This window comes from Amycolatopsis sp. NPDC054798 (genome assembly GCF_053611505.1).
The window spans coordinates 1-24,421 of sequence record NZ_JBSHAM010000093.1 but is presented as its reverse complement, the minus strand read 5'-3'; the positions used below and the strand labels follow the sequence as shown (position 1 = coordinate 24,421).

The window sequence follows — 24,421 nt, the reverse complement described above, 5'->3', positions numbered from 1 at the left end:
CGGCATGCCAGGGGATTTGCGGGTGACGGTGCTCGGCCCGTTGCGCGCCTGGCGCGGGACGACCGAAATCTCGCTCGGACCCGCGCGGCAGCGGGCGGTCTTCGCCATGCTGGCGGTCGCCGCCGGACGTCCGGTGCCGCGCGCCGAGCTGATCGCGGGCGTATGGGGCGATTCGCCGCCGGCCAGTGTCGAAGGCAGCGTGCACACCTACGTTTCCGGGCTGCGCCGGGCGCTGGAGCCCGAACGCACCCGGTGGTCCGCGTCGACCGTGCTCGGATCCGGCCCGGCGGGCTACACGCTCGACCTCGAACCGGAAGCACTGGACGCGGCGAAGTTCGAGCAGCACCGCGAAGCGGGCAAACGCGAGGCCGAGGCCGGGGCGCACAACCGGGCGGTGGCCGAATTCAGCGCCGCGCTCAAGCTCTGGCACGGCGAAGCGCTGTCCGGGGTGCCGGGCAATTTCGCCGAACGGCATCGCGCGTATCTGGCCGAGCTTCGGGTGGACACGCTGGACCGGATCGCCCGCAGCAGGCTGGAAATGGGCGGCCACCAGGAGATCATCGCCGAGCTGACCGCGCTCACCGCCGAACATCCGCTGCGCGAATCGCTGCGGGCCTCGCTGATGCTCGCGCTCTACCGCAGCGGCCGGCATTCCGACGCGCTCGACGTGTTCCGCGACGCGCGCCAGACGATCCGCGCGGAGCTGGGCGTGGAGCCCGGGCCGGGACTGCGCGAACTGCACCAGCGCGTGCTCGCCGAGGACCCGGCGCTGGACCTGCCGCGGCCCGAGGTGCCGGAGCCGGTCGTGCGCGTGCCGCAGGACCCGTTGCTCGGCCGGGAAGCCGAGGTCGGCAAATTGCGGCAGCTGCTCGACGGGGTCCGCGCGGGCCGCGGCCGGGCAGTCTGGATCGAGGGCGAGGCCGGGATCGGCAAGTCGGAGCTGCTGGCGCACGCCTTCGGCGACGTCCGCGGGCTGCAGGTCGCCTGGGTCACCGCGGACGAGCTGAGCATGCGGTTCCCGTTGCAGGTGATGCACGAAGGCCTGGCGATCGACCCGCATTCGCCTGATCCGCGCCGAGCGCGCGTCGCTCTGAGCAGCGAGGAACCGGTGCGGCGCGTCGGCGACCCGGTGCTGGACTCGGTCGACCGGCTGCTCGCGCTCGTCGACGAGTTGTGCGCCGAATCGCCGCTGCTGCTCGTGGTCGACGACCTGCAGTGGGCGGACGAGCCGAGCGTGCTGGTGTGGCACCGGTTGTCCGCGGCGGCCCGGCAGCTGCCGTTGCTGCTCGTCGCCGCGACGCGACCAGCTCCGGAGCGGCCGCAGATGACCCAGCTGCGCCGCGGGGTCGAGACGCGCGACGGAATCGTGCTCGACCTCGGACCGCTCGGCGAGGACGACGTCCAGTGCCTCCTGCGGCGGCAGATCGGCGCGAATCCGGGGCCGCGGCTGCGGGACCTCACCGCACGCGCCGGGGGCAATCCGTTGTACCTCAAGGAAATGCTGGACGCGCTGGTGCACTCTGGTGCGATCGAGCAGCGCGACGGGCTCGCCGACGTCCCGGATCCGCTGCGGTTCGAGCCGCCGGAGTCGATCGTCGCGGCGGTCAACCGGCGGCTGGAGCTGTTGCCCGCCGAGACCCGCCGCGTGCTCGGCTGGGGCGCGATCCTCGGCATGGAGTTCGCGGTCGGCGACATCGCGGCGGTGCTCGGACAGCGTCCGTCGGACCTGCTCGGCCCGCTCGAAACGGCGGTGGCGGACAACATCCTGCTCGACACCGGAACTCAGCTCGCGTTCCGGCTTCCGTTGCTGCGCCAGACGTTGTACCACCATCTGCCGCCGGAAACGCGGGCCGCGCAGCACCGGCAGGCGGCCGAAGCGCTGGCCAAGATCGGCGCGCCGGTGAAACGGGTCGCCGAACAGCTCGTGGCCGTTCCGTCCACTGTGGACCCGTGGGTGCTGGACTGGCTCGTGGAGCACCAGAGCGCGGTGTCGAACCGGGCCCCGCTGATCGCGGCAGAGCTGCTAGAGCGTGCGCTCGCCGTGGTCGAGGACGACGATCCGCGCCGCGAGCCGTTGCTGGTCGCGTTGGTACGGGTGTTGTTCCGGCTCGAACGGAGCCCGGAAGACCTTGCCCTGCAAGCACTTGAGGTGTCCCGCGATCCGGACAACGCCGCGGAGATGCGCCACGTGCTGTCCGCGATGCGGTTCCGGCGCGGCGACGTGCAGCTCGCGGTGGAAACGCTCGGCAATCCGGCGAAGGACCCAGGAGTGCCGGAGCTGTGGCGGGTCCGGGGACGCCACCTGCTCGCGAACTTCCGGCGCGGCGGGCTCGACGACCTCGATGTCGCGGAGAAAACCGCCCATCGCGCGCGGGCGGAGGCGGACGGCGACGGCTACCTCACCGCGCACGCGCTGCAAACACTGTGGCTGGTCGATTCCGTGCGGCGGCATCACGCCAGCGCGCTCGAGCACGTGGACGAGGCCATCGCGGCGGTCGGCGACGAGCACGAACTGGCCGACCTGCACCTGGATCTGCTCGACAACCGGGTCTTCACGCTGCAGAACCTCGACCGGCTGGACGACGCGAACCGCACGCTCCAGGAGGCCGCCGAGGTGACGCGGCGGCACAGCATGCCAAGCGGGCTGCAGGTCTCCGTCGCGGTGCACCGGTATTGGGAAGGCCGGTGGGACGAAGCGCTGGTCGAGCTGGACACGGTGACCGAGGACGGCCCGGCGATCACCTTCTTCGGCCTGCGCGAACCCGGTGCCGCGGCCCTGCTGCTGCACGGGGTCGCGGCGCTCATCGCGGCCCGGCGAGGCGAGCACGCGCAAGCGGCGGCGCTGCTGGACGCGGCGGAGGAACACGCGCCAGCGACCAGTGCCGAACGGGAAAGTTTCGACTTTTTGCTTGCCGCACACGCGCTTGTCGCCTATCAGCGGGGTGATCTGCGGAAGGCGATCACGGTGTTCGAGCCGATCCTGAACCCGACGTACGCGCAGATGATGTTGCGGCATCAGTGGTTGCCGCAGTTCGCGCAGATCGCCTTGGCGGCAGGTGACCGGGCCGCGGCGGAGCGGGCGCTGGCGGTGTGCGTCGAGGAGGCGGAGAAAGAACTCGAACCGGCGCGGGCGTTCGCCGCCGCGGAATGGTGCCGGGGGCTGCTGGCCGAGGATCCGGAACCGGTTCTGCGGACAGTGGAGCACTTCCGTGCGGTGGGGCGGAAACCGGAGCTGGCCAGTGCGCTGGAGGACGCGGCGGTGCTGCTGGCTCGGGTCGGCCGGCTGGACGCCGCGCAGGCCGCGTTCGATGAGGCGGCTTCGCTGTATACCGAACTCTCGGCAGCGTGGAACCTGGAGCACGCGGAGAAGCGGTTGCAGGCGGTCGGCGTGCAGCGCGGGGCTTCGCCGGCGTCGGCGCGGCCGGAACGCGGCTGGGAATCGCTGTCGACGGTGGAAGTTCGCATCGCCCGGCTCGTCGCCGCTGGCCGGTCCAACCCGGAGATCGCGACGGAGCTGCGCCTGCCGCGACGGACGGTACAAGCGCATGTGGTGCGGTTGCTCGGGAAACTGGAGGCGCCGTCGCGCAGCGAGCTGGCGACGACCGTGGCCCGACGGACGGGTTGACGAAAGTCGGGGGTGGCTGGAGACGGTCGGCAGGCGCGGGAAGTTCGACCGGGACGGCAGAGTTCCGGCATGCGCTTCCGAACTGTCCTCGCCGCCGCTCTTCTCCTCACCGCACTGGGTGCCGCGCCCGCTGCGGCTGACTCCGCGGTCACCTTCGACCTGCCCACGCCGTCCGGGCCGCACGCGATCGGCGAACGCGACGTCCGCCTCGTCGACCAGGCGCGGAACCGGGAGCTGATGATCAGCGTCTGGTACCCGACGAGACCTGGCACCGGGCCGAAGGCACGGTATCTGCCCGCCAAAGCCGCGCCGTACTTCGACCAGGGCGCGGCACCGGCGTTGGGGCTGCCGACCGGCAAGGTCGACTGGGCTGCCGTCGAGACGCACGCGCGGGCCAACGCGCCGGTGCAGGGACGGTGGCCGGTGGTCGTGTACTCGCCGGGCTGGGCTTCGCTGCGGGCGCTCGGCAGCGCGACCGCCGAGGATCTCGCCAGCCGGGGGTACATCGTGGTGACCATTGATCACACCGGTGAGGCGCCGTTCGTGGTGTTCCCGGACGGGCGGGTGGTGTTCTCTCAGGGCAGCAAGGACCTGGTGGAGGGGATGCGCACGCGGGTCGCGGACGTCCGGTTCACCCTTGACCAGCTGCCGGACATTCCCGGGCTGGGCAAGGCGATGGATCTGAGCCGGGTCGGATTGATCGGGCATTCGTTCGGCGGGGACGCGGCTGCCGAAGTGTCCACGGTGGACTCCCGGGTGGACGCTGCGGCTGATCTGGACGGTTGGCTTGCCTATGACGTCGACGGGAAGCAGCTCACTCGTGCGGGCGCGGAGGGGGTGTCGCGGCCGGTGCTGCTGATGGGGTCGTCCGGGAGTACCAGCGACGGTCAGGCCCGCAGTCATCTGACGTCACCGGCGTGGAAATCGTTGTGGGAACACACTTCGACGCCGAAGCGGGACATCACCTTGGCTACCGCGATGCATTACAGCTACACCGACGTCCAGTGGTTCCTGCCGGAGCTGGCGCGGCGGGTGGAGGTCGATCCCAAGGTGCGGCAGACGCGGATCGGAACGATTGATCCGCGGACGAGCATTACTGTGCAGCGGTCCGCACTGGCCGGGTTCTTTGGGCGCTACGTCTCATACCCGGGTCAGGCCGGTTGAGATGCTGCGCACCAGGTTTCGGCCGAGCAGCAGGAACAGCACGATCACCGGCAGCACGCCCAGGGTCGCGCCGGTGAGCATCAAGGCGTAGTCGGTGAAGTAGCCGCTCGCCAGCTGAGACAAGACCACCTGCACGGTCGGCGTTTGCGCCGGGTCGAGGACTACCAGCGGCCAGAAGTAGTCGTTCCACGCGCCGAGGAAGGTCACCATGGCCAGGACAGTCGCTTGTGGACGGATCGCCGGGACCGCCACGTGCCAGAACGTGCGCAGCACCGACGCTCCGTCCACAGTGGCCGCGTCCACCAGGTCCTGGTCGATCGAGCCCTCGCAGGCCTGGCGCATCCAGAACACGCCGAACGCGCTGACCAGCGCGGGCACGATCACCGCCTCCAGCCGGCCGTACCAGCCGAAATCGCTCACCACCAGGTAAAGCGGGACGACACCCAGCTGTGCGGGCACCATCGCCGAGCCGACGACGATGAAGAACAGCGTGTTGCGGCCGCGGAACCGGAGCCGGGCGAAGGAAAAGCCGGCGAAGCTGGACAGGACCACATTGGACACCATCACCGTCGTCGCGACGATCAGCGAATTGCCGATCGCCAGCCAGAAATCGACGGTGGCGAAAACGCGCTGGATGTTGTCGAAAAGGTGGCCGCCGGGCAGCAGCAGCGGCGAGGTCTCGCCGATCGCCGCGTTGTCCCGGGTGGACACCACGAACGACCAGTACAGCGGGAACAGCGACGAGGCGACCAGCCCCACCAGCACCGCGTACACCCAGGCCCCGGCCCGGCCCCGGCGGATCACGGCGCGCCCACGAACCGGCGCACCAGCCGGTAGTTGAAGAACGCGAACACCAGGCAGACCAGGAACATCACCCACGACAACGCCGCCGCGTATCCGGCGTCGAATTTGCCGAAGCCTTTCTCGTACAGATACATCGTGAGCGTCTGGAATTGCCGGTCGTTGCCGCCCGCGCCGCCGTTGCCGGTCGCGTCGAACAGCTGCGGTTCGGCGAACAACTGGAGACCGTTGACCGTGCCGGCGACCGCGGTGAACGCGATCGTCGGCCGGATGCCCGGCACGGTGATCGACCAGAACGACCGCCAGCGCGAGGCGCCGTCGAGGGCGGCGGCCTCGTACAGGTCTTGCGGCACCGCCTGCATCGCGGCGAGGTAGATCAGGGCGTTGTAGCCGGTCCAGCGCCACATCACCATGCTCGCCACCGCGAGATGCGACGACCATTGGTGCGACTGCCAGGAAACCGGCGGCACCCCGAACCAGCCGAGCACCTCGTTGACCACGCCGTAGCCGGAGCTGTACAGCTGCGCGAACACCAGTCCGACAGCGACCACCGACACCAGGTTCGGCAGCAGCAGCCCGGCTCGCCACCAGGTCGCCGCCCGCAGCGGCCGGTTCAGCAGCGCGGCGATGCCGAGCGCGAGGAAGAACTGCGGGATCGCGGCGAGCAGGAAGATGCTGACGGTGTTGAAAAGCGCGTTGTAGAACCGCGGATCGCCGAACAGCTCGACGTAATTGGCGAAGCCGGGCCCGCCTTCCGGCCCGGAAAGCAAATCCCACCGGTGCAGCGAAACCCACGACGTGTACAGCAGCGGGAACGCGCCGAACAGTCCGAAAAGGACAAAGAACGGCAGAATGAAGACGTAGGGGGTGAGCTTCCGGTCCACGAGAACTACTTGATCGCGTCGCGGCCCATCCGGACCGCGTCGGCCCACGCCTGCTCGACGTTCTCGCTCCCGTCCTCGATCCGGCCGAGCGCACGGCCGAATTCGGGACGCACGTCAGCGTCGTGCAGGCCGCGGTAATTCGGCCGCAACCGGTCCGCGGACGCCGCGTAGATCTGGCCGACCGGGGCGTTCGAGAAATACGGGTCGGTGTGCGCGATCACCTGCGGGTCCTGGTACACGCTGGGTTCGCTCGGCAGGATCCCGTCGGAAAGGAAGAGCCGTTTCTGCTGCGCGGGCGCGGTCAGCCACTGCGCGAGATCGTAGGCTTCCTTGGGGTGCGCGCTTTGCTTCGGCACGGCAAGGAAGGAACCGCCCTGGTTGCCGCTGTTGCCCGGCACAGTCGTGACGTCCCATTTGCCGCTGACCGCGTCGCCGCCGGCTTCCTTGATCTGCGTGAGCATCCACGCCGGACACGCGATAGTCGCGAAGGTGCCCTGTTTGATCGCGACGTTCCAAGCCTGCGTGTACGTGGTCGCACCCGCCGTTTCGTGGGCTTGGGCGAGACCGCCGGACAGCTGGAACGCGTTGCGCACGCTCGGGTTCCGGTCGGCGATGTAGGAATCGTCCTTGGCGGAGAAGTAGTTCTCCGGCGACTGGTTGAGCATCGCGGTGTAGACGGTGCCCGCCGAATCGGCGAACTTCACCTTCGGCAGCTTTTCGGTGAAGCGGGCGGCGATATTCGCGTAACCCTGCCAGTCCGGCATCAGCTCCGCGACGGCCTTGCGGTCAGTGGGCAATCCGGCCTGCTGGAACAGATCCCGGCGGTAGCACATCGCGAGGCTGCCCATGTCGGTGCCGAGCCCGAACACGTAATCGCCCGAGGTGCCCTGCGCCCACTTCCACGAAGCCCATTGCTGCTTCAGCTTGTCCGCGCCGAAGTCGGCGAGGTTGACGAATTTGTCTTTCGCCCGGATGTACTTCGGGATGTACTGCTCCTCGACCGCGACGACGTCGGCCGCGCCGCGCCCGGCCGCCAGCTGCGTGGCGAGGCTCTTGAAATGCGTGTCGAAATCGGTGACCCGGCTGCGGATCTCGATGTTCGGATGGTCCTTCTCGTACTGCTCGAACAGCGGCGCGTAACCGAACTCGCCGAATGTCGCCACGCTGAGCGTGATCTTCCCCGAGGACGCGGCGGAACCGCACGCGGCCGCCAGTAACAGGAACGCGGCGGCGAGCGCGGCAACGGCCGGGCGCCGGGTCAGCTTTCGCACGTGGTGAGCATCCTTTAAATCACTCCGGCGCGCAGCGCGTAGGCGACGGCGTGCGGACGGTTCCGCAACTTGAGCCGGTTCGTCATGCCGTAGATCACGTTCTTCACGGTCCGCTCCGAGTAGCAGAGCTTGTTCGCGATTTCCGCGGTGTCCCAGCCCTCGGCCATCAGCCGCAGCACGTCGACCTCGCGCGGCGACAGAGTGGTGCGGTCCCCGTTCTGCCGCAGAGTCTCGGCCTGGTGCAGCAGATCCCGCATCGAGGTCTCGCGTCCGGAGGCGGCGGCCACGATGCTGCGCACCAGCTGGTCCCCGCCGATCGCGTCGCGCGGCAGCACCGCGGCGACGTGCCAGGCGGCCAGCTCGGCCAGATCGTCGGCGTCCACGTATCCGGCGACGAACACGATGGCCGCGGGCGTCTCCGAGGCCGCGGCCCGCAGCGCTGCCTTCACCTCGCGAGTGACGCGGTTCGCGGCGAAGACGAGCACCGCCGCCTCACCGCGCTGCTGACCCGGCATCACCCGCACCTCGCGGCGCGTGCGCAAATGGTCGATGAGGCCCGCGAGCGTGATCGGGTCCGAAGCCCATGCCGCCACCTTGACCTGATTCATCGCTGCCTCCCCGGTGCAGAGCACTCGCCTGTCGTGTGCCAGCCAGTGTGCCCACCGCGGCTTCACGAAATCTCTAGTCGGGACGCGCTCATTCTTCACAGCGTGAAGTTGGGCCCGCCGGTGGGGTTCGGATACCGTCACGGGGACCCGTCCGGACTCGCAGAGGAAATGATGAAGGCGCACGCCCGACCCCGCTGGTTCACCGCAAGCGCCCTCAGCGGCTTGACGCTCATATGTGCACTTTCGGCGTGTTCCGGGGATCGTTCCGTGTCCGGAACAGCGACGCCCACCCCGCTCACCCCGCCCAGCGCGGGCAGTTCGCCGCAAGCCTCTCCACCTGCGTCGACTTCGCCGGCGCAGACTGTGCCGGGCCAGTCGGCCTGCACGTCGGCGGTGGCGGCGATGGATCCGCGGGCGCGGGTGGCGCAGCTGGTGGTGCCGGGCGTCAACGCGGGAGATCCGGCAGGCGTCGCGGACCTCGTGCGGACGCAACAGGTCGGCGGGATCTTCGTGGGCGACAAAAAGACCACGCTGTTGCAAAATGACGCGCTCGCCGGCGTCCAGCGGGCCGCGAAGATCCCCGTTTCGGTCGCGGTCGACGAGGAGGGCGGCCGCGTGCAGCGCGTCGACGACCTCGACGGCTCGATCCCGAGCGCCCGGCAGCTGGCGGCCACGAAAACCCCGGACGAGGTGCGCGCGATCGGCGAGCAGCGCGGCAAGCAGCTGCGAGCGCGCGGGGTAACGGTCGACTACGCACCGGACGCGGACGTCAGCGACGAACCCGACGGCGCGGTGATCGGCGACCGTTCTTACAGCCCGGACCCGGAAAAGGCGCGGCGGTACGCGATGGCGTTCGCCGAGGGCCTGCGCGCGGGCGGGGTCCAGCCGGTGCTGAAGCATTTCCCCGGCCACGGCCACGGATCCGGCGACTCGCACCGCGGAACTGTCGTCACCCCGCCGCTCGACCAGCTGCGGAAGGTCGATCTAGTGCCCTACCGCGACATCTCGGAGTACGGGCAGATCGGGGTGATGGTCGGCCACCTGGAGGTCCCGGGGCTGACCGGCGACGAACCGGCTTCGCTCGCGCCCGAGGCGTACCGGTTGCTGCGCAACGAGTTCCACTTCACCGGGCCGGTGATCACCGACGACCTGGGCGGGATGAAGGCGATCACGGACCGGTTCGCGTTGCCGGACGCGGTGCTGAAGGCGTTGCAGGCGGGAGCTGATCAGGCGTTGTTCTCGTCTGGGCACAACAACGTGGGGGCGGTCGTGGACCGGCTGCAGCGGGCGGTCGAGAGCGGAGAGCTGCCGCCGGCGCAGGTGACGGCTTCGGTGGAGCGGGTGCTGGCGGCCAAGGGGTTCTGCCGGGCTTGACCGGGGCGGGGCTCAGTCGGCGAGCTGCCATTCCTCCAGTCGCCACGCGCGATTCCGGACCAAGGCGAGCCGATCGACCGTGCCAGTGCCGTGCTGATACGGCCGGGGCAGGCCTTTCTGTCCCATCCGGGAAAGCAGCTGCCGATAGATCTCGCCGAGAGACAGATACTCCGACCCGTCCGGAACGCCGTCCGCCAGCAGGGAAAGCAGTTCTCCGGTGAACGCCGTGTAGGGAGCGTCGGGAAAAGCGACTGAGATGCTGGCGCGGCTGGAGGACGTGATCGTGTAGGCGCCTTCGATGTCGGTTTGGGCGTGCACGACGGAGTCAGGACCTGCCATCGCCTCGATCGCGCGGCCGGAAAAGCAGCAGTCCAGCATCAGCACCCTGCTCCGCGCCGGACTGTCGGCCAGCAACCGGCGGATGAGGCTGACCGGCAGTGCGCTCCACTCCGGATGGCGGACGTCGGTCGTTCCCACCGAAAGATAAAGCTCGCCTCGCATGTCCAGCAGACCGTGCCCGCAGTAGTAGAGCAGCAGAAGATCCGTTGCCCGGCCCGCGGGTTCGAGGATCGCGTCGCCGATCTCCGTGAGACTGGCGGGATCGCCGACCGCGGTGAGCCGGTCCGGGCGCATCCCGACATCCGGGCCGATCAGCTTGGCAGCGAGTCCGGCGAGGTTGTTCGCGGCCGCCGGGAGGTCGCCCAGATCCGGATCGTCGTGCCGCCCGGAGCCGATGAGGATCACCTGCGACTGCGCCGGATCGGGACGCGCTCCCCACGGTATCCGCGGCGACCGGCGCTTTCCCGGCGTGCTGTCCGGCGGCGGGGGCGGGCTGCTCGGCGGAGGCACCGGCGCCAGCCACGCGCTCGCGCCGGCGCTGGGTTGCCGCATCGTTTCGAGCAGTTCGTCAGTCCTGCGCCAGAGCTGATCGAACTCGTCCAGGTCGCCGCCGCAGAACAGGACAAACCGCTCGACGTATTGCCAGGAAGGAAATCTCTCGCCGTTCAGAAATGCCGACACTGTCGGACGCGAACAACTGAGTTCTCGTGCCAGGCACTGCTGCGTCGGCTTGCGCGCCCGCCGGTGCAAATCCTGCAGCCGCAGCGCGAAAGCGTGCAAGGGGCTCGCTGGATCCAGCACGGGACGGTTCCGGGGCACAGCGCACCACCTCCTCCGCGCGCGCTCCGTTTCATGCTCTCACGGAGACTGGGCGGCCAGGCTGGAATCGCGGACCGCCGGAAGTCAGCCGTAGTCCGGGGTAGTTCGGCGTTGTCCGGGCAGGTCACACCGTCGTCCGGCGAAGCTCGGACATGCCGGAGTCCATGGCCGGCCCCGCTTTCGGACAGTAGACCGGAATGAACCTGACCTTCGAACGCGGAGCGGCGTCATGCAGTGGATCCAGCCCTATTTGCCGTTCGGCCTCGCCGGGGTCGCGCTGTGGTTTGTTCGCCGGCTTCTCGACCTGGCCGCGCTAGCGCTGGCCCTGCGGGGTTCGAAGCCGGCTGATCGTCCGGAGATCATGCGCGAGTTCGGCCGTTGGCTGCCGATCACTCCTCCATCGCCAGGGCCTGAGCCAAGGCAGCGGCCGCACTGACCGTCTGCTGATGGTTCTCCCCCAATGCGCGCCGGCATCGCGGCAGCAGGTCTTCCAGCACCGCCAGCGCGGACGCCCGGTCGCCGAGCCGGAGATGGATCTCGACCAGGTTCCCGGTCGTCCGCAGCGTGCCCAAGGCGTCCGGCCCCAAAACCCGGCGGCTCCGGGCCAGCACATCCTCCGTCTGTTCGCGAGCGCGGTCGTAGTCCTCCAGGTCCGTGTAAACCACGCAGAGGTTGCTGGCGACCGTCAGCGTCAACGGATCGTCCTCGCCCAGCACGCGGCCGACTCGGGGCAGGAGGTCGGCCAGCAGGTCGCGCGCCGCCGGATAATCCCTGATCCCGATCAGGCAACCGGCCAGGCGGTTGGCGACGGCGAGGGTGTCCGGGTGGTCCTCGCCCAGCTCCGCAGTCCACTCGGCGTGGATGAGACGGCCCACCACGGCACCGGGGTGCTCTTGGCCGGAAACGAAGAGGTACCGCAGCATTCGGATGAGCAGTGCGCGGTACTCCGGCGGTTCGTGGCTGCGGAAATCGCCGGACGCGGCGGCCATCCGGACGGCTGTCGCGACCCGGCGGTATTCCGGCCACGACTCCTGCCGCTCGGGGTCGAGGTCAAGGTCGACGGGGATCTCCGGCACTGAGAACGGCGGCAGCACGGGATACGGCGAAGGTTGCCCGCGACCCCAGAGCGAAGCGGGAGCACCCGACGCCTCAAGCAATTTGGCCGGGCAGCCTCGTGCGTGGAACAGGTCGCAGCCGGAGTTGAGCACCGAGTTTTCGCGGCCCGAGAAGAGGGCGGGCACCGGATACGCGTGGAACGGCTCGCCGTGGTTGTCGATGACCGTGGTGCCGTGGCGGCCCGCACAGGTCCAGTCCACTTCCAGCCGCCACGCGACCTCGTGGGTCTTGGTGATCGGCTCGATCTCGAACTGCTCGATGTCGGTGGCGCTGACGGTGAACGGGAAGTCCAGGCCCTGCGCGACCAGCCTCGGCGACGGAACGTCGAAGTCGGTCGTGAACGGGCGCGGCCGGAGAGGCGCGCCGATCCGGACTTGCAGGCAGGCCGGGCGCGGAGGGGTCCGCGAGACGATCACCGCCCGCGCCGACTGCAGGACGACGGCGCGGTTCGTCCTGGCTTCCACTGTGATGATGTGGACCGTCCCGCCGGGCACACCGACCCGCGGCGGATCGGTGTCCAGCACCAGGTCGGCCAGGGTGCCGCCGGGTTGCAGCCGGACCGAGGCGATGAGCGGGTCGGCCAGATCCGCCGGGCTGTCGCCCGAACGGCCGACATTGATGTCGCCGTGCACCGCACCGGCCATCACGACCTTGTCGAAGTGGCCGCCGGTGATGCGATTGGAAGAGGACTCTTCTGCGTCCGTCACCTCGGCGAGCCTAGTCGTTAACTCAATGAACGAAAGGGGCGTCCGGGGTCGATCCGGGGCGATTATGGTCGCGCTCGCCCGTCGATCGAGGAGGATCGGATGTCCGGACGTTTCCGTGCAGGCGTTGCCGTACTGGTGGCGGCACTCGGGTCCGCAGTGCTCGCCGCGCCCGCTTCGGCGGCCGAGCCAGCGCCGACGGCCGGGTGCGGGCAGGCGGTCGCCCATTCCGGCACCACGACGGTCGAGCATCTGACGTCCGGCGGGATCGATCGCGAGTACCGGATCTACGTGCCCGCGCGGTACCACCCGCACCGCCGGTACCCGGTCGTCCTCTCCTATCACGGGCACGGCCGCACCGCGGAGTACCAGGAACAGCTGTCGGACTTCTCCGGTTCCGACGTGATCGCGGTGTACCCGCAGGGCGTCACCGGCACCGACGGCAAATCCGCCTGGACCGGCGCGCCCTATTCGGCTCCGGTCGACGACGTCCAGTTCACCGGCGACCTGCTCACCTCGCTGCAGCAACGGATGTGCGTGGACCCGGCGCGGATCTACGCGGCGGGCAAATCGAACGGCGGCGGGTTCGTCGGCGTGCTGGCGTGCCGGATGGCCGACCGGATCGCCGCGTTCGCCCCGGTTTCCGGCGCGTTCTACCCCCAGGGCGGCGCCTGCCAGCCGAGCCGGAAGGTCGCGCTGCTCGATTTTCACGGCACGGCCGACACCACCATTCCCTACACCGGCAATCCGGCGAAGGGACTGCCGTCCATTCCGGACTGGTTGAACGGCTGGGCCGCGCGGGACCGGTGTTTTCCTTACCCGGTCTCGGTTTCTCCGGTGCGCGACGTGGTGACGCAGTGGTGGCCCGGGTGTTCGCTGGTGCATTTCCGGGTGGAGGGGGCCGGACACGTCTGGCCGAGCACTCGCCCGAACAACGACTCCGACGCCCCTACGGCCATCGATGCCACGCCGGTGATTCTTCAGTTCTTCAAGGCGCACCGCCTCGCCGGAGCCTGAGTTTCGGTCGTCCCCGGAGAGGCGCGCGGCACAGCCTCAGCCAGCCTGGCCGGACTTGGCGAGCATCCGGCGGAACCCGTCGGCCACGACCTTCGCGGTGTCCTTGCCGTGGTTGGCGGTGATCCGCTTGACCATCTCCGCGGACTCGGCGGCGACCTCCTCGCTGCGCGCGAACATCCGTTCCTCGTGCAGGGCCAGCGCGGTCTCGACGTCGTCCGGGTGCGCGGCCAGCAGTTCGGCGAGGTCGGAGCCGTCGAGCATGGCCAGGTTCGCGCCCTCCCCGTTCGGGCCGCGCAGGTGCGCCGCGTCGCCGATCAGCGTCACGCCGGGGACGCGGTCCCACCGGTGCACGCCCGGCAGGGTGTAGTGCCTGCGCAGGATCGGCGCGGTGTCGCCGCCGGAGATCAGTTCGAGGAGTTCCGGGGCCCAGCCGTCGAATTCGGCCGCGACCCGGGCGAGCGCCGCCGGGGTGTCGAGGCGGGCGAGGTCGTCGAACCACTCCGCCGGTTTGTTCAGCATCGCGTAGGTGTGCAGGGTGTCGCCTCGTTCGCGGTGCACCATGATGCGCCGGTTTGGTCCGGGCGCGCCCATTCCGCCGCCGCCGACGACCTTCGCGGCCGCCGGATGCCGGGTGTCGGCGTCGTAGAGATAGGTCTCGACAAACGCGAGGCCCAGGTACTCCGGCACCACCTCGGACAACAGCGGCCGCACCCGTGACCAGGCGCCGTCCGCACCGACCAGCAGCTTCGCGACGACCGAACCCCCGTCGGCGAACGAAACCTCGTGGCCGTCGGCGACCGTGCGGACACCACTGACCTTCCGTCCCCATCGGACAGTGCCGTCGGGGAGCGAGTCGAGCAGCATCTGCCGCAGTTCGCCGCGCAGCAGTTCGGGGCGGCCGCCGGTGCCGTCGTCGGGATGGTCCAGCAGGACCGTGCCGTCGGGATCGAGGATCCGCATCTGCTGGCGGCCCTCGAGGATCAGGGCGCGGAACTCGTCCATCAGCCCGGCCGCTTCGACGGCGATCTGGCCGTTGTAATCGTGGATGTCGAGCAGTCCGCCCTGGGACCGCGACATCGGCGACGGCTCGGCCTCGTAGACCGCGGCCGGGATCCCGTGCAGGTACAGGACCCGGGCGAGGGTCAGTCCGCCGAGACCGGCGCCGATGATGGTGACTGGAGTCTGCATTGTTCTCCCCTGTGAACTGGTGACCTCCGAAGGCTGACGGCCGCCGCTGGCGCCGCGCGCACAGTCCGCTGGCACTCCGCTGCCAGCCGCTGACAGCAGGTGAGAGTCTGAGATCCGAGACAGAATCGCCCGGCGGATACTTGGCCGCCGGGGTCGCGCTGACGTTGAGTTCGTCCAGCGCATTCACCGAAGAACCGCGGGAGGGGCACGTTGGCGGCCACACTGGAGCGACGCTCGATCGACCCGGTGCCCGAGTCCGAGCGACACGGGCACCCGCGCAGTCTATTCACCCTGTGGTTCGCCGCGAACACGCAGATCACCTCGGCGGTCACCGGCGCGCTGACGGTGCTCGTCGGCGTGCATCCGTTGTGGGCGATCGTCGCGGTCGTGCTCGGCAACGCGCTCGGCGGCGTTCCGATGGCGTTGCACGCGGCGCAGGGCCCGAAGCTCGGCATCCCGCAGATGATCCAGTCGCGCGCGCAGTTCGGCGTGTACGGCGCAGCGCTCCCGCTGGTGCTCGTCGTGGTGATGTACCTCGGCTATTTCGCGAGCGGTTCGCTGCTCGGCGGCCAGGCGGTCGCCCAGATCACGCACCTGCCGACGGACGCCGCGATCGCGGTCTACGCACTCGCTTCGGCACTGATCGCGATCGTCGGGTACCGGCTGATCCACCGGTTCGGCTGGATCGCGTCCGCGCTGTCCGTGGTCGTCTTCCTCTACCTGACGATCCGGCTGATCAGCGGGCACGACCTCGGTGCCGTGCTCGCCGCGCCGCATCTGGACTTCCCGAAGTTCCTGCTGGCGATCTCGCTGACCGCGTCGTGGCAGCTCACCTTCGGTCCGTACGTTGCTGACACCTCCCGCTACCTGCCGTCGGCGACGTCGGTGCGTGCGACGTTCTGGTGGACGTACGGCGGCACGGTGCTCGGTGCGGTGTGGGCGATGTCGTTCGGCGCGATGGCCTACGCCATTGCCGGGAAAGCGTTCAAGGGCCACGAAGTCGCGTACGTCGTCGGCCTTGGCGGCGAGGCGTTGCTAATCCCGCTGCTGCTGGCTATCGCACTCGGCAAGTTCACGGTGAACGTCCTGAACATCTACGGCGGCTACATGACCGTCGCGACCGCACTGACCGGTTTCGGCCGTCGCGCGGCGCTTTCCCAGGCCACGCGGATCGGCTACATCGCCGGTGTCGGCGTGGTCGGGGCGGTGATCGCGATCCTCGGCCGCGGGCAGTTCCTGTCGAACTTCGTGCTGTTCCTCGACTTCCTGCTGTACTTCCTCACGCCGTGGAGTTCGATCAACCTGGTCGACTTTTACTTGCTGCGCAAGGAGAAGTACGACCTTGACGCGCTCTACGACCCGAACGGCCGCTACGGACGCTGGGCTTGGCCAGCACTGACCGCCTACGTGCTCGGGATCGCGGTGCAGATCCCGTTCGCCAACGTCGAAGGCATTTTCGTCGGCCCGATCGCGCCGCTGCTCGGCGGCGCGGACATCTCGTGGCTGCTCGGTCTGATCGTGCCCGGCGCGCTGTATGTGGCGTTCATGCGCCGGTCGGTCGCAGTTCGAGCGTGACCGTCCGGCTGGCGGTCGCGTCCGAGGGAACGCCGTCCGGTACCGCGCCGCCGACTTCGAGCACCCCTAGGACCCGAAGGCGTCGAAACCTCCCGCACCTACTCCGCGGCAGCCCGGCCGCGCCCCTCGTCCGCTCCCATGCCGGGAAAAGTAAGGCGACCCGGCTGGGAGGGGTCCCGGGCTAGCTGGACTCGCGGACCACTAGCGACACCGGCAAAATCTGCGCGCCCGGCGCGACGTCCTCGCCGTCCAGCAGCCGCATCAGCGTCGAGACCATCGCGCGAACCTGCTCGCGCGGATCCTGGTGCACCGAAGTCAGCGGCGGCGTCATGGCCGGAGCCAGCGCGGCGTTGTCGTCGAAGCTGACCACCGCGACGTCGCCGGGCACGTCGCGGCCAGCGTCCGACAACGTGCGCAGAGCGCCGACCGCCATCATGTCGCTGCCGACGAACACCGCGTCGAGATCAGGCACCCGTTCCAGCAGTGCGGCCATCGCGTTCGCGCCGCCGGCCAGCGTGAAGTCGGCCTCCTCCGCCAGCCCCGCCGGATCGAGCCCGGCGTCCACGAGCGTTTTGCGCCATCCGGCGAGCCGGTCGATCGGCGCGCCCTGATCCTGCGGGCCGGCGATGGTCGCGATCCGGCGACGACCGGACTCGACCAGGTGCGTCACCGCCTGACGGGCTCCGCCCTCGTTGTCGAAATCCACCAGGTGCACACCCCGGCGCAGGTCGGCGGCCTGCCCGCCGAACACCACCGGCAACCGCAGCAACCGCAACGCCCGGGGCAGCGGATCGGCGCGATGCGGAGCGAACACGAGGACCCCGTCGACGTGCCCTCCCTCAAGAAACCGCACAGTACGGCCAAGATCTTCTCTGGTGTCGCTGAAGAGCAGCACCATCTGACAGCCCACGTCGGCGAGTTCCCGATAGCCCGCACGCATCACCGCGGTCCGATATGGATCGTCGAGCAGCCGCGCTTCCGGTTCCGACAGCACCACCGCGATCGCGCCGGTCCGCCGGGTGACTAGCGAGCGCGCGGCCTGGTTCGGCGAATACCCGAGGTCCCGCGCCGCGGCCAGTACCTTCTCGCGCGAGCGCGCGCTGACGTACGCGTCGTCGTTCAACGCGCGCGACGCGGTGGACCGCGAGACCCCGGCGAACGCCGCGACGTCCTCCAGCGTCGGCCGCTCGTCCTCGGACCGAGGCACCACTTCGCCCACCCCCTGACTGTCGATCGAGCCCAGCTTAGCCACGTCTCACCGGGAGCGCTCCCGGAGACTTGCACCTTGACATCCCTCGTTACCTGCAACACACTCGGTCGGCATCTGGGAGCGCTCCCAGAACGACTTCCAAGGGGTTGACGACGGTGACAACGTTCCGGAAGGGCCTGGTGCTGGCACTGGGCATCACGATGACCGCGGTGAGCGCCGCGGCGTGCGGCGGCGGCAGCGACGGCGACGTGCCCGCGGCGGCCGGGCCGAACGAGCACGTGGAACTGACGCTCGCGACGTTCACGGAGTTCGGCTACGAAGCGCTCATCCCGGAGTACGAGCGGCTGCACCCGAACATCAAGATCACCCACCGCAAAACCGGCCAGGGCGGGCCGTACGCCCAGGACATGATGACGAAGCTCGCCGCCGGCTCCGGCCTCGCCGACGTGCAGGCCGTCGAAGAAGGCCACCTGTCGGACATCCTCAGCAAATCCTCGAAGTTCAACGACCTGAGCCAGATCGGCCCCTCGGACGTTTCGCCGGACCGGTGGCTTTCGTGGAAATACGAGGCGGGCAAAGACAAAACCGGCAAGCTCCTCGGCTACGGCACGGACATCGGCCCGCTCGCCATGTGCTACCGCAAGGACCTGCTCGCCGCGGCCGGGCTGCCCAGCGACCCGGAGGCGGTGAAACCGCTCTTCGCCACCTGGGACAGCTATTTCGCCGCCGGAGCCCAGTACACCGCGAAAACCGGCAAGGCGTGGTTCGATTCGGCGGCACAGAACTTCAACTCCATGGTCAACCAGCTGCCGGTCGGCTACCTCGACACCAGCGACAAGCTCACCGTGGAAAACAACCAGGGCATCAGGGACGCCTGGGCGAAGGTGACCGACGCGGTCGCGAAAGGCGAATCGGCGAAGCTCACCGCGTTCAGCAACGAATGGAACTCCGGGTTCAAGCAGAGCGCGTTCGCCACGAAGGCCTGCCCGGCGTGGATGCTCGGCGTGATCAAGGAACAGGCCGGGCCGGACAACGCGGGCAAATGGGCGGTCACCGCGGCGTTTCCCGGCGGAGGCGGCAACTGGGGCGGTTCGTATCTGACGGTGCCGAAGCAGAGCAAGCACCCGCGCGAAGCCGCTGAACTGGCCGCCTGGCTCACCGCGCCGGAGCAGCAGATCAAGGCGTTCGAGGCCAAGGGCAACTTCCCGAGCCAGGCGAAGGCACTGGAAAGCCCGCAGCTGCTGAACGCCACCGACGCGTACTTCGGCGGCGCGAAGATCGGCGAATTGTTCGCCGTGCAGGCGAAAAAGGTCGCCAAACCGCAGTACAAGGGCCCGAACGACGGCCAGATCCAGGAAAACGTGGCCAGCCCGGCATTGCAGTCGGTGGAACAGGGCGCGTCGGCCGCGGACGGCTGGCAGCGGCTGGTCGACGGCGCGAAGAAACTCGCTCGCTGACGATGACTGTCACCGACAAGGCCGCCCCGGAAAGCCGGGCCACGACGCGGCAACGCGCCGCGGCCCGGCCCGGCCTGCGCGACCGGCTGGCGCGCTGGGACGTCAAAATCTCGCCTTATCTCTATATCGCGCCGTTCTTCATCGTGTTCGCCATCGTGGGCATGTTCCCGTTGCTCTACACCGCGTACGTGTCGCTGTTTTCCTGGAAAGCCGGTGACGACGATCCGGATTTCATCGGGCTCGACAACTTCACGGAACTCTTCGCGGACACGCAGTTCTGGCACGCGCTGGAAAACACGGTCAGCATCTTCCTGCTGTCCAGCGTGCCCCAGCTGATCATCGCGGTGCTGCTCGCCGCGGTGCTCACACTGCGACTGCGCGGTGCGACCGGCTGGCGGGTCGGCATCCTGCTGCCGTATGCGGCGAGCCTGGTCGCGCTCGGGATCATCTTCGCGAACCTCTTCGGACCGCGGTACGGGCTCGTCAACGGCCTGCTCCAGACCATCGGGCTGTCCCCAGTGGACTGGCAGGCCAACCGGTTCGCCAGCCACGTCGCCATCGCGATCATGGTGAACTGGCGGTGGACCGGCTACAACGCACTGATCGTTCTCGCTGCCATGCAAGCGATTCCGAAGGAATTGCACGAGGCCGCGCTGATCGACGGCGCGGGCACCGTGCGCCGCTTCACCCACGTGACTCTGCCGTTGCTCAAACCCACGCTGATCTTCGTCGCCATCACCTCGACGATCGGCGGGCTGCAGATCTTCACCGAGCCCAAGCTGTTCGACGCGATGCCCGGGTCGAACAACGGCGGTTCCACCCACCAGTTCCAAACCGTGACGCTGTATCTGTACCAGACCGCTTTCGAGAATTTCGATCTCGGCTACGCGTCCGCGATCGCGTGGGTGCTTTTCCTGATCATCATCGTGATCGCGCTGATCAACTACTTCGTCACCGGTCGGCTCGCGGGGAGGCGCACATGAGCGTGCAGTCTGGATTCCGCGCGCGGGCGGCACAGCTCGGCAAGCCGCGCAAGGCGACCTACGGTGTGCTGATCGTGTTCGTGCTCGGCTCGCTGTTCCCGTTCTACTGGTCGTTCCTCGTGGGCAGCCGCGACAACGGGATGCTCACCGAACGGATCCCGCCGCTGCTGCCGGGCGGCAACTTCTTCGCCAACGCGGCGCGGGTGTTCGACACCGTGCCGTTCTGGCGGGCGCTCGGCAACAGCGTCCTCGTGTCCGGCACGGTCACGCTCACCACGGTGCTGTTCTCGTCGCTGGCCGGATTCGCCTTCGCCAAACTGCGCTTCCGCGGCCGCAACGGTTTGTTCGTGTTCATCGTGGTGACGCTCGCGGTGCCGACCCAGCTCGGCATCATCCCGTTGTTCATCGCGATGTCGAAGCTCGGCTGGGCGGGCGGCCTGCAGTCGGTGATCGTGCCGAACCTGGTCACCGCGTTCGGCGTGTTCTGGATGCGACAGTACACAGTGGACGCTCTGCCGTACGAGCTGATCGAAGCCGCGCGCATGGACGGGTGCAGCATGATCCGGGTTTTCTGGAACGTGTGCCTGCCCGCGGTCCGCCCGGCCGCGGCGATCCTCGCCATGTTCACGTTCATGACGTCCTGGAACGATTTCCTGTGGCCGCTGGTGGTGCTCGACGTGGGCAATCCGACCGTGCAGGTGGCGCTGGAGAAACTGCAGAGCGGCTACTACGTCGATTATTCGCTGGTGCTCGCGGGCACCACGCTGGCCACGATTCCGATCCTCATCGTCTTCCTCCTGCTCGGCCGCCAGATCGTGGCCGGGATCATGCAAGGCGCCGTGAAAGGGTGACCATGTCCGCACAGCCGATCCCCGACGTGCTCGCGTTCCCGGACGCGTTCGTCTGGGGCGCCGCCACGGCGGCCTTCCAGGTCGAAGGATCGACCGCCTCCGACGGTCGCGAGGCGTCCGTCTGGGACACCTTCGCCGCGCGGCCGGGCGCGGTCGCTGGCGGCGACACCGGCGATCCGGCGGCCGACCATTACCGCCGCTACACCGACGACGTAGCACTGATGCGCTCCCTCGGCCTCACCGCGTACCGGTTTTCCCTTTCCTGGCCCCGAATCCTGCCGCACGGCAAGCCGGAACCGCGCGGGTTGGGATTCTACGACCGGCTCGTCGACCAGCTGCTGACCGCGGGCATTCAGCCGTGGGCGACGCTGTATCACTGGGACCTTCCGCAATCACTGGAGGATCGCGGCGGCTGGACCGCACGCGACACCGCCTACCGGTTCGCCGAATACGCCGAGACCGTCACGGCCCGGCTCGGCGACCGCGTAGCGAGCTGGTCGACACTGAACGAACCCTGGTGCGCGGCGATGCTCGGCTACGGCTCAGGCGTCCACGCGCCCGGCCGGACGTCCCCGGAGGGCGCCGTGGCCGCGGCACATCACCTGCTGCTGGGGCACGGGCTGGCGATGGACGTGCTCCGGCAGCACACGAGCTCGCCGTCCGGGATCACGCTGAACCTGTACCCGGTCGTCGCGGACTCGCCCGACGACGCCGACGCCGCCCGCCGGATCGACGGGCTGCAGAACCGGTTGTTCCTCGACCCGCTGTTGCGCGGCGGCTATCCCGCCGACCTGCGAGAGGACCTGGCCCGGTTCAGCTTCGACGCCGTGGTGCGCGACGGGGACGAGGCGGTGCTCGGCAAGCCGATCGACTGGCTGGGCGTCAACTACTACCGCGGCTACCGGGTGGCCGGTTCGGCGCGGGCGGGAAGCACCCCGGCGGGCCGGGAATGGCCGGGAGCCGACCACGTGCACTTCGTCCCGGACCTGGCCGCGCCGCGCACGCATTCCGGCTGGGAAGTGCAGCCCGGCGGGCTGACCGAGTCGCTGCTGCAAGTGCATCGCGACTACCCGCCGGTTCCGCTGTACGTCACGGAGAACGGCGCGGCATATCCGGACGTGGTGCGCGAGGGCGAGGTCTCCGACGACGAGCGCATCGCCTTCCTCGACGCACACCTGCGGGCCGCGCACGACGCGCTGACCCGCGGCGTGGATTTGCGCGGATATTTCTACTGGTCGCTGCTGGACAATTTCGAATGGGCCGAGGGGTACGCGAAACGCTTCGGCCTGGTGCACGTCGATTACCGCACCCAAAAGCGCACTCCGAAGCGGAGCGCACGGTGGTATGCGGAGGTGATCGCGCGCAACGCGCTCGCCTGAGCCAGGCGGGGTGAACTACTACCGGGTTCACTCGCGTTGCCGGGAAAGAGTTTCTCTTCGAGTTTTCGCGTCACGGAGTACGGGTGCCGCCGTCGGACCAGTGCCGGGGCCGCCCCGAACGGCCCCGCGAGCGGAGACTTGGAGTGTCCGATGACGGTGCGAAGCCGAGTGACCGACGAGGTCACGGTGTGGCTGACCGGGGAATTCGCGGGCCGCGTGCCCGCCGAGGCGGTCGAGGTGGTGGTGCGGGCGTCCGTCCGGGACCTCGACGGCCGGGTCATCCCGGACGATCGCGGCGACCTGCTGTACCGCGTGGCCCGGGCCCGGCTGGAGCGGATGCTCTCCAAACCGGACCGGCCGCGCATCCCGCGTTCGCGCCGGTAACGCGCGCCCTGTCCGGTGGCCCAAGGTGACCGGACACGCGCCGACCGTGCTCGACGCGTGCAACCGGGCGGGGCGCCGTTACGACCCGGGCAGCACCCGGCTGCTCAGCGGCGCGTGCGAACGCTCCGGCGGCCACCAGACCTGCGCGGGCGGCGGGGGTACGTCATCGTCCGGAAGTTCGAGCGCGTCCGCGCCGCTCTGCCAGCGGTTCCAATGCACGGAACACAGCCCGCGCCACAAGGAATCCTCCGCGCAGTCCCGTCGACGGCACCTGCGCACCTGCTGCCCGCTATCAATCACGTCCACGACTCCAAACCAGCGCTCAACCTCCCCGCCGGCTCCAGTCTGCCTCGGCCCCGGCGGGAACGCCCCGTACTCGTGCCAACACAACCCTTGTGCAGCAACGGAACGGGAGATCTCACCCTACTCCAGGCGACTGTGCGCGCAGCGGGCGACCACAGTGCACTCTTTCAGCGGTTGACGCCTCCGCGTTCGACTCTTAGCTGTGAATTCCCTGTGCTGCAACGGAGAGTCAGCGTCCGACGGCGCACGGTAGGTATGTCCACAATGGATGATCAACGCCGCGGATGATTGACGTCGTACTCGTGCGCGGCGGCGCGCTGGGTGCGAGTGCGCAGCAGCTCCTCCTCCGGGGACTCGTCCACATCGGCCAATCCCAGCTCGACCGCACGGCGGATCTGCTCGCGGTTGTCGCGCACGACGGAGGAAAAGAAGTCGTCGATGCGCGGATCGAGCAGGACCTCCAGCAGCACCCGGAAGGAAGTGTCGACGGTCGCGCGGACGATCTCGTCGTGGAACGGGAGCCGGCGCAGTTTGCCGAGCTGCGGGTCCTCGGCGATTTTTTCGGTGATGATGGCGCGCAGCTCGGACTTGTTCTCGCTCAGGGATTTGGCGAGGTTCTCCGGGTAGTTGCCGGTTTCCAGGACCTTGACCACCTCGTCCAGCACAGCGATCGTGACCGGTTTCTTGATCGCGCGGACGATCGGTTCGGACAGTTTGTCGACAAGGCGGTAGGTGAACTGCTCGCCGACGGCGCGGTCGGCGGCCCGGCCCAGGCGGACGATCAGCAGGACTGTGCCGAGGACGTGGTGGTGGGCGACGAAATCCGGGTGGGCTACCGGGATCATCGCGAAGACCTCGTACCAGGTGCGGGCCAGGAAGGCCGCGCGCCAGCCGCGTTTGCGCCAGCGCCAGAGGAGTTCGAGGAAGAAGATTCCGCAGATGACGCAGTCGATGAGGAAGAACCATCGGCTGATTTGCGGCGGGGGCGGGGTGATCAGGAGCCAGCCGAGCATGCCGGTGGAGACGACTGCCAGGGCGAGCATGATCCAGTCGTCGGCCCGGACGTTGCCGGGGAGGATGCCGCTGTTCAGCTCTGCGGGGGCGGGCTTGCGTTCAGGCTGGGCTGAACGGCCGGTGGTCATGCTGGCTCTCCCTGGTCCCTCGGGTGCGCTGGTGGGGTGATGATCCCATGGGGTGGGGCGGGGGGCTGGGAGGAAGTGGGTGGGTGGGTCGGCTCGTGCTGCGCACATCGCGGGGTGGGGCGGGTGGGCACCCCGAAGCTGATTGTGACGACGGTCTGAGGGGGCTTGTCAAGGCGGGAAAGATGCCTTGACAAGCCCCCACAGACAGCGTTTTTTGCTTCGTATCG

The 24,421-nt window shown here is 68.9% G+C and carries 20 protein-coding genes; 10 read left to right on the top strand and 10 right to left on the bottom strand.

Annotated features, from left to right (window positions below; genetic code table 11):
* The first annotated feature begins 4 nt into the window (after positions 1–4).
* The gene (locus ACWGIC_RS36850; RefSeq protein ID WP_452080559.1) at positions 5–3,625 is read left to right on the top strand and encodes a BTAD domain-containing putative transcriptional regulator; all 3,621 of its coding nucleotides are present in this window, start codon (positions 5–7) and stop codon (positions 3,623–3,625) included.
* A gap of 69 nt (positions 3,626–3,694) precedes the next feature.
* Positions 3,695–4,789 (top strand): alpha/beta hydrolase family protein, encoded by a 1,095-nt coding sequence (locus ACWGIC_RS36845; protein ID WP_452080558.1) that lies wholly within the window; start codon positions 3,695–3,697, stop codon positions 4,787–4,789.
* On the opposite strand, the gene ACWGIC_RS36840 is transcribed toward ACWGIC_RS36845, so the two are convergent.
* From ACWGIC_RS36840 to ACWGIC_RS36825, 4 genes are read right to left on the bottom strand one after another with little or no spacing between them, the layout of a single operon-like run.
* Positions 4,766–5,590, bottom strand: a complete 825-nt coding sequence (locus tag ACWGIC_RS36840; RefSeq protein WP_452080569.1) for a carbohydrate ABC transporter permease — start codon at positions 5,588–5,590, stop codon at positions 4,766–4,768. The two genes, ACWGIC_RS36845 and ACWGIC_RS36840, sit on opposite strands and share 24 nt — an antisense overlap.
* A complete protein-coding gene (locus tag ACWGIC_RS36835; protein ID WP_452080557.1) occupies positions 5,590–6,474 on the bottom strand; it encodes a carbohydrate ABC transporter permease in 885 nt (294 codons plus the stop codon). The genes ACWGIC_RS36840 and ACWGIC_RS36835 overlap by 1 nt, the downstream gene beginning before the upstream one ends.
* Positions 6,475–6,479: 5 nt before the next feature.
* Positions 6,480–7,745, bottom strand: coding sequence for an ABC transporter substrate-binding protein (locus ACWGIC_RS36830; RefSeq protein WP_452080556.1), 1,266 nt, complete (start codon positions 7,743–7,745; stop codon positions 6,480–6,482).
* A gap of 14 nt (positions 7,746–7,759) precedes the next feature.
* On the bottom strand, positions 7,760–8,353 hold the full coding sequence (locus ACWGIC_RS36825; protein ID WP_452080555.1) for a response regulator transcription factor: 594 nt from the start codon (positions 8,351–8,353) through the stop codon (positions 7,760–7,762).
* A 402-nt stretch (positions 8,354–8,755) separates the two neighbouring features.
* Between ACWGIC_RS36825 and ACWGIC_RS36820 the strand changes: the two genes are divergently transcribed.
* Positions 8,756–9,727: a glycoside hydrolase family 3 N-terminal domain-containing protein gene (locus tag ACWGIC_RS36820; RefSeq protein WP_452080568.1), complete on the top strand. Its 972-nt coding sequence runs from the start codon at positions 8,756–8,758 to the stop codon at positions 9,725–9,727.
* A 12-nt stretch (positions 9,728–9,739) separates the two neighbouring features.
* Here ACWGIC_RS36820 and ACWGIC_RS36815 read toward each other — a convergent pair whose 3' ends face one another.
* Together ACWGIC_RS36815 and ACWGIC_RS36810 are read right to left on the bottom strand one after the other, a co-directional pair.
* Positions 9,740–10,867: a caspase, EACC1-associated type gene (locus tag ACWGIC_RS36815; RefSeq protein ID WP_452080567.1), complete on the bottom strand. Its 1,128-nt coding sequence runs from the start codon at positions 10,865–10,867 to the stop codon at positions 9,740–9,742.
* 407 nt (positions 10,868–11,274) lie between these two features.
* Entirely contained in the window at positions 11,275–12,708 is a 1,434-nt protein-coding gene (locus ACWGIC_RS36810) for a tetratricopeptide repeat protein (protein ID WP_452080554.1), read from the bottom strand.
* A gap of 99 nt (positions 12,709–12,807) precedes the next feature.
* Here ACWGIC_RS36810 and ACWGIC_RS36805 point away from each other — a divergent pair, with 99 nt between their 5' ends.
* Positions 12,808–13,722, top strand: coding sequence for an alpha/beta hydrolase family esterase (locus tag ACWGIC_RS36805; protein WP_452080553.1), 915 nt, complete (start codon positions 12,808–12,810; stop codon positions 13,720–13,722).
* 36 nt (positions 13,723–13,758) lie between these two features.
* On the opposite strand, the gene ACWGIC_RS36800 is transcribed toward ACWGIC_RS36805, so the two are convergent.
* Complete coding sequence (locus ACWGIC_RS36800) at positions 13,759–14,910, bottom strand: FAD-dependent oxidoreductase (RefSeq protein WP_452080552.1); 1,152 nt, start codon at positions 14,908–14,910, stop codon at positions 13,759–13,761.
* A gap of 210 nt (positions 14,911–15,120) precedes the next feature.
* Between ACWGIC_RS36800 and ACWGIC_RS36795 the strand changes: the two genes are divergently transcribed.
* A complete protein-coding gene (locus tag ACWGIC_RS36795) occupies positions 15,121–16,485 on the top strand; it encodes a purine-cytosine permease family protein (protein ID WP_452080551.1) in 1,365 nt (454 codons plus the stop codon).
* 181 nt (positions 16,486–16,666) lie between these two features.
* On the opposite strand, the gene ACWGIC_RS36790 is transcribed toward ACWGIC_RS36795, so the two are convergent.
* A complete protein-coding gene (locus ACWGIC_RS36790) occupies positions 16,667–17,695 on the bottom strand; it encodes a LacI family DNA-binding transcriptional regulator (protein WP_452080566.1) in 1,029 nt (342 codons plus the stop codon).
* 200 nt (positions 17,696–17,895) lie between these two features.
* Between ACWGIC_RS36790 and ACWGIC_RS36785 the strand changes: the two genes are divergently transcribed.
* From ACWGIC_RS36785 to ACWGIC_RS36765, 5 genes are all read left to right on the top strand, one after another.
* Positions 17,896–19,152 carry an ABC transporter substrate-binding protein gene (locus tag ACWGIC_RS36785; protein WP_452080565.1) on the top strand — a complete coding sequence of 419 codons (1,257 nt, stop codon included), beginning with the start codon at positions 17,896–17,898 and terminating at the stop codon, positions 19,150–19,152.
* 2 nt (positions 19,153–19,154) lie between these two features.
* On the top strand, positions 19,155–20,135 hold the full coding sequence (locus tag ACWGIC_RS36780) for a carbohydrate ABC transporter permease (protein ID WP_452080550.1): 981 nt from the start codon (positions 19,155–19,157) through the stop codon (positions 20,133–20,135).
* Positions 20,132–20,986, top strand: coding sequence for a carbohydrate ABC transporter permease (locus tag ACWGIC_RS36775; RefSeq protein ID WP_452080549.1), 855 nt, complete (start codon positions 20,132–20,134; stop codon positions 20,984–20,986). The genes ACWGIC_RS36780 and ACWGIC_RS36775 overlap by 4 nt, the downstream gene beginning before the upstream one ends.
* A gap of 2 nt (positions 20,987–20,988) precedes the next feature.
* Positions 20,989–22,365 (top strand): GH1 family beta-glucosidase, encoded by a 1,377-nt coding sequence (locus ACWGIC_RS36770; protein WP_452080548.1) that lies wholly within the window; start codon positions 20,989–20,991, stop codon positions 22,363–22,365.
* Between the two features lie 150 nt (positions 22,366–22,515).
* A complete protein-coding gene (locus ACWGIC_RS36765) occupies positions 22,516–22,749 on the top strand; it encodes a hypothetical protein (protein ID WP_452080547.1) in 234 nt (77 codons plus the stop codon).
* A 78-nt stretch (positions 22,750–22,827) separates the two neighbouring features.
* On the opposite strand, the gene ACWGIC_RS36760 is transcribed toward ACWGIC_RS36765, so the two are convergent.
* Both ACWGIC_RS36760 and ACWGIC_RS36755 read right to left on the bottom strand, forming a co-directional pair.
* Positions 22,828–23,055: a hypothetical protein gene (locus ACWGIC_RS36760; protein WP_116202123.1), complete on the bottom strand. Its 228-nt coding sequence runs from the start codon at positions 23,053–23,055 to the stop codon at positions 22,828–22,830.
* A 269-nt stretch (positions 23,056–23,324) separates the two neighbouring features.
* Positions 23,325–24,194 carry an ion transporter gene (locus ACWGIC_RS36755; RefSeq protein ID WP_452080546.1) on the bottom strand — a complete coding sequence of 290 codons (870 nt, stop codon included), beginning with the start codon at positions 24,192–24,194 and terminating at the stop codon, positions 23,325–23,327.
* Positions 24,195–24,421: the final 227 nt, after the last annotated feature.

Excerpts from the sequence above, each read along its gene's own strand:
- ACWGIC_RS36850 (WP_452080559.1), top strand. The coding sequence starts at position 5 with ATGCCAGGGGATTTGCGGGTGACGGTGCTCGGCCCGTTGCGCGCCTGG.
- ACWGIC_RS36845 (WP_452080558.1), top strand. The coding sequence starts at position 3,695 with ATGCGCTTCCGAACTGTCCTCGCCGCCGCTCTTCTCCTCACCGCACTG.
- ACWGIC_RS36825 (WP_452080555.1), bottom strand. The coding sequence starts at position 8,353 with ATGAATCAGGTCAAGGTGGCGGCATGGGCTTCGGACCCGATCACGCTC.
- ACWGIC_RS36820 (WP_452080568.1), top strand. The coding sequence starts at position 8,756 with ATGGATCCGCGGGCGCGGGTGGCGCAGCTGGTGGTGCCGGGCGTCAAC.
- ACWGIC_RS36805 (WP_452080553.1), top strand. The coding sequence starts at position 12,808 with ATGTCCGGACGTTTCCGTGCAGGCGTTGCCGTACTGGTGGCGGCACTC.
- ACWGIC_RS36800 (WP_452080552.1), bottom strand. The coding sequence starts at position 14,910 with ATGCAGACTCCAGTCACCATCATCGGCGCCGGTCTCGGCGGACTGACC.
- ACWGIC_RS36785 (WP_452080565.1), top strand. The coding sequence starts at position 17,896 with ATGACCGCGGTGAGCGCCGCGGCGTGCGGCGGCGGCAGCGACGGCGAC.
- ACWGIC_RS36780 (WP_452080550.1), top strand. The coding sequence starts at position 19,155 with ATGACTGTCACCGACAAGGCCGCCCCGGAAAGCCGGGCCACGACGCGG.
- ACWGIC_RS36775 (WP_452080549.1), top strand. The coding sequence starts at position 20,132 with ATGAGCGTGCAGTCTGGATTCCGCGCGCGGGCGGCACAGCTCGGCAAG.
- ACWGIC_RS36770 (WP_452080548.1), top strand. The coding sequence starts at position 20,989 with ATGTCCGCACAGCCGATCCCCGACGTGCTCGCGTTCCCGGACGCGTTC.
- ACWGIC_RS36765 (WP_452080547.1), top strand. The coding sequence starts at position 22,516 with ATGACGGTGCGAAGCCGAGTGACCGACGAGGTCACGGTGTGGCTGACC.
- ACWGIC_RS36755 (WP_452080546.1), bottom strand. The coding sequence starts at position 24,194 with ATGACCACCGGCCGTTCAGCCCAGCCTGAACGCAAGCCCGCCCCCGCA.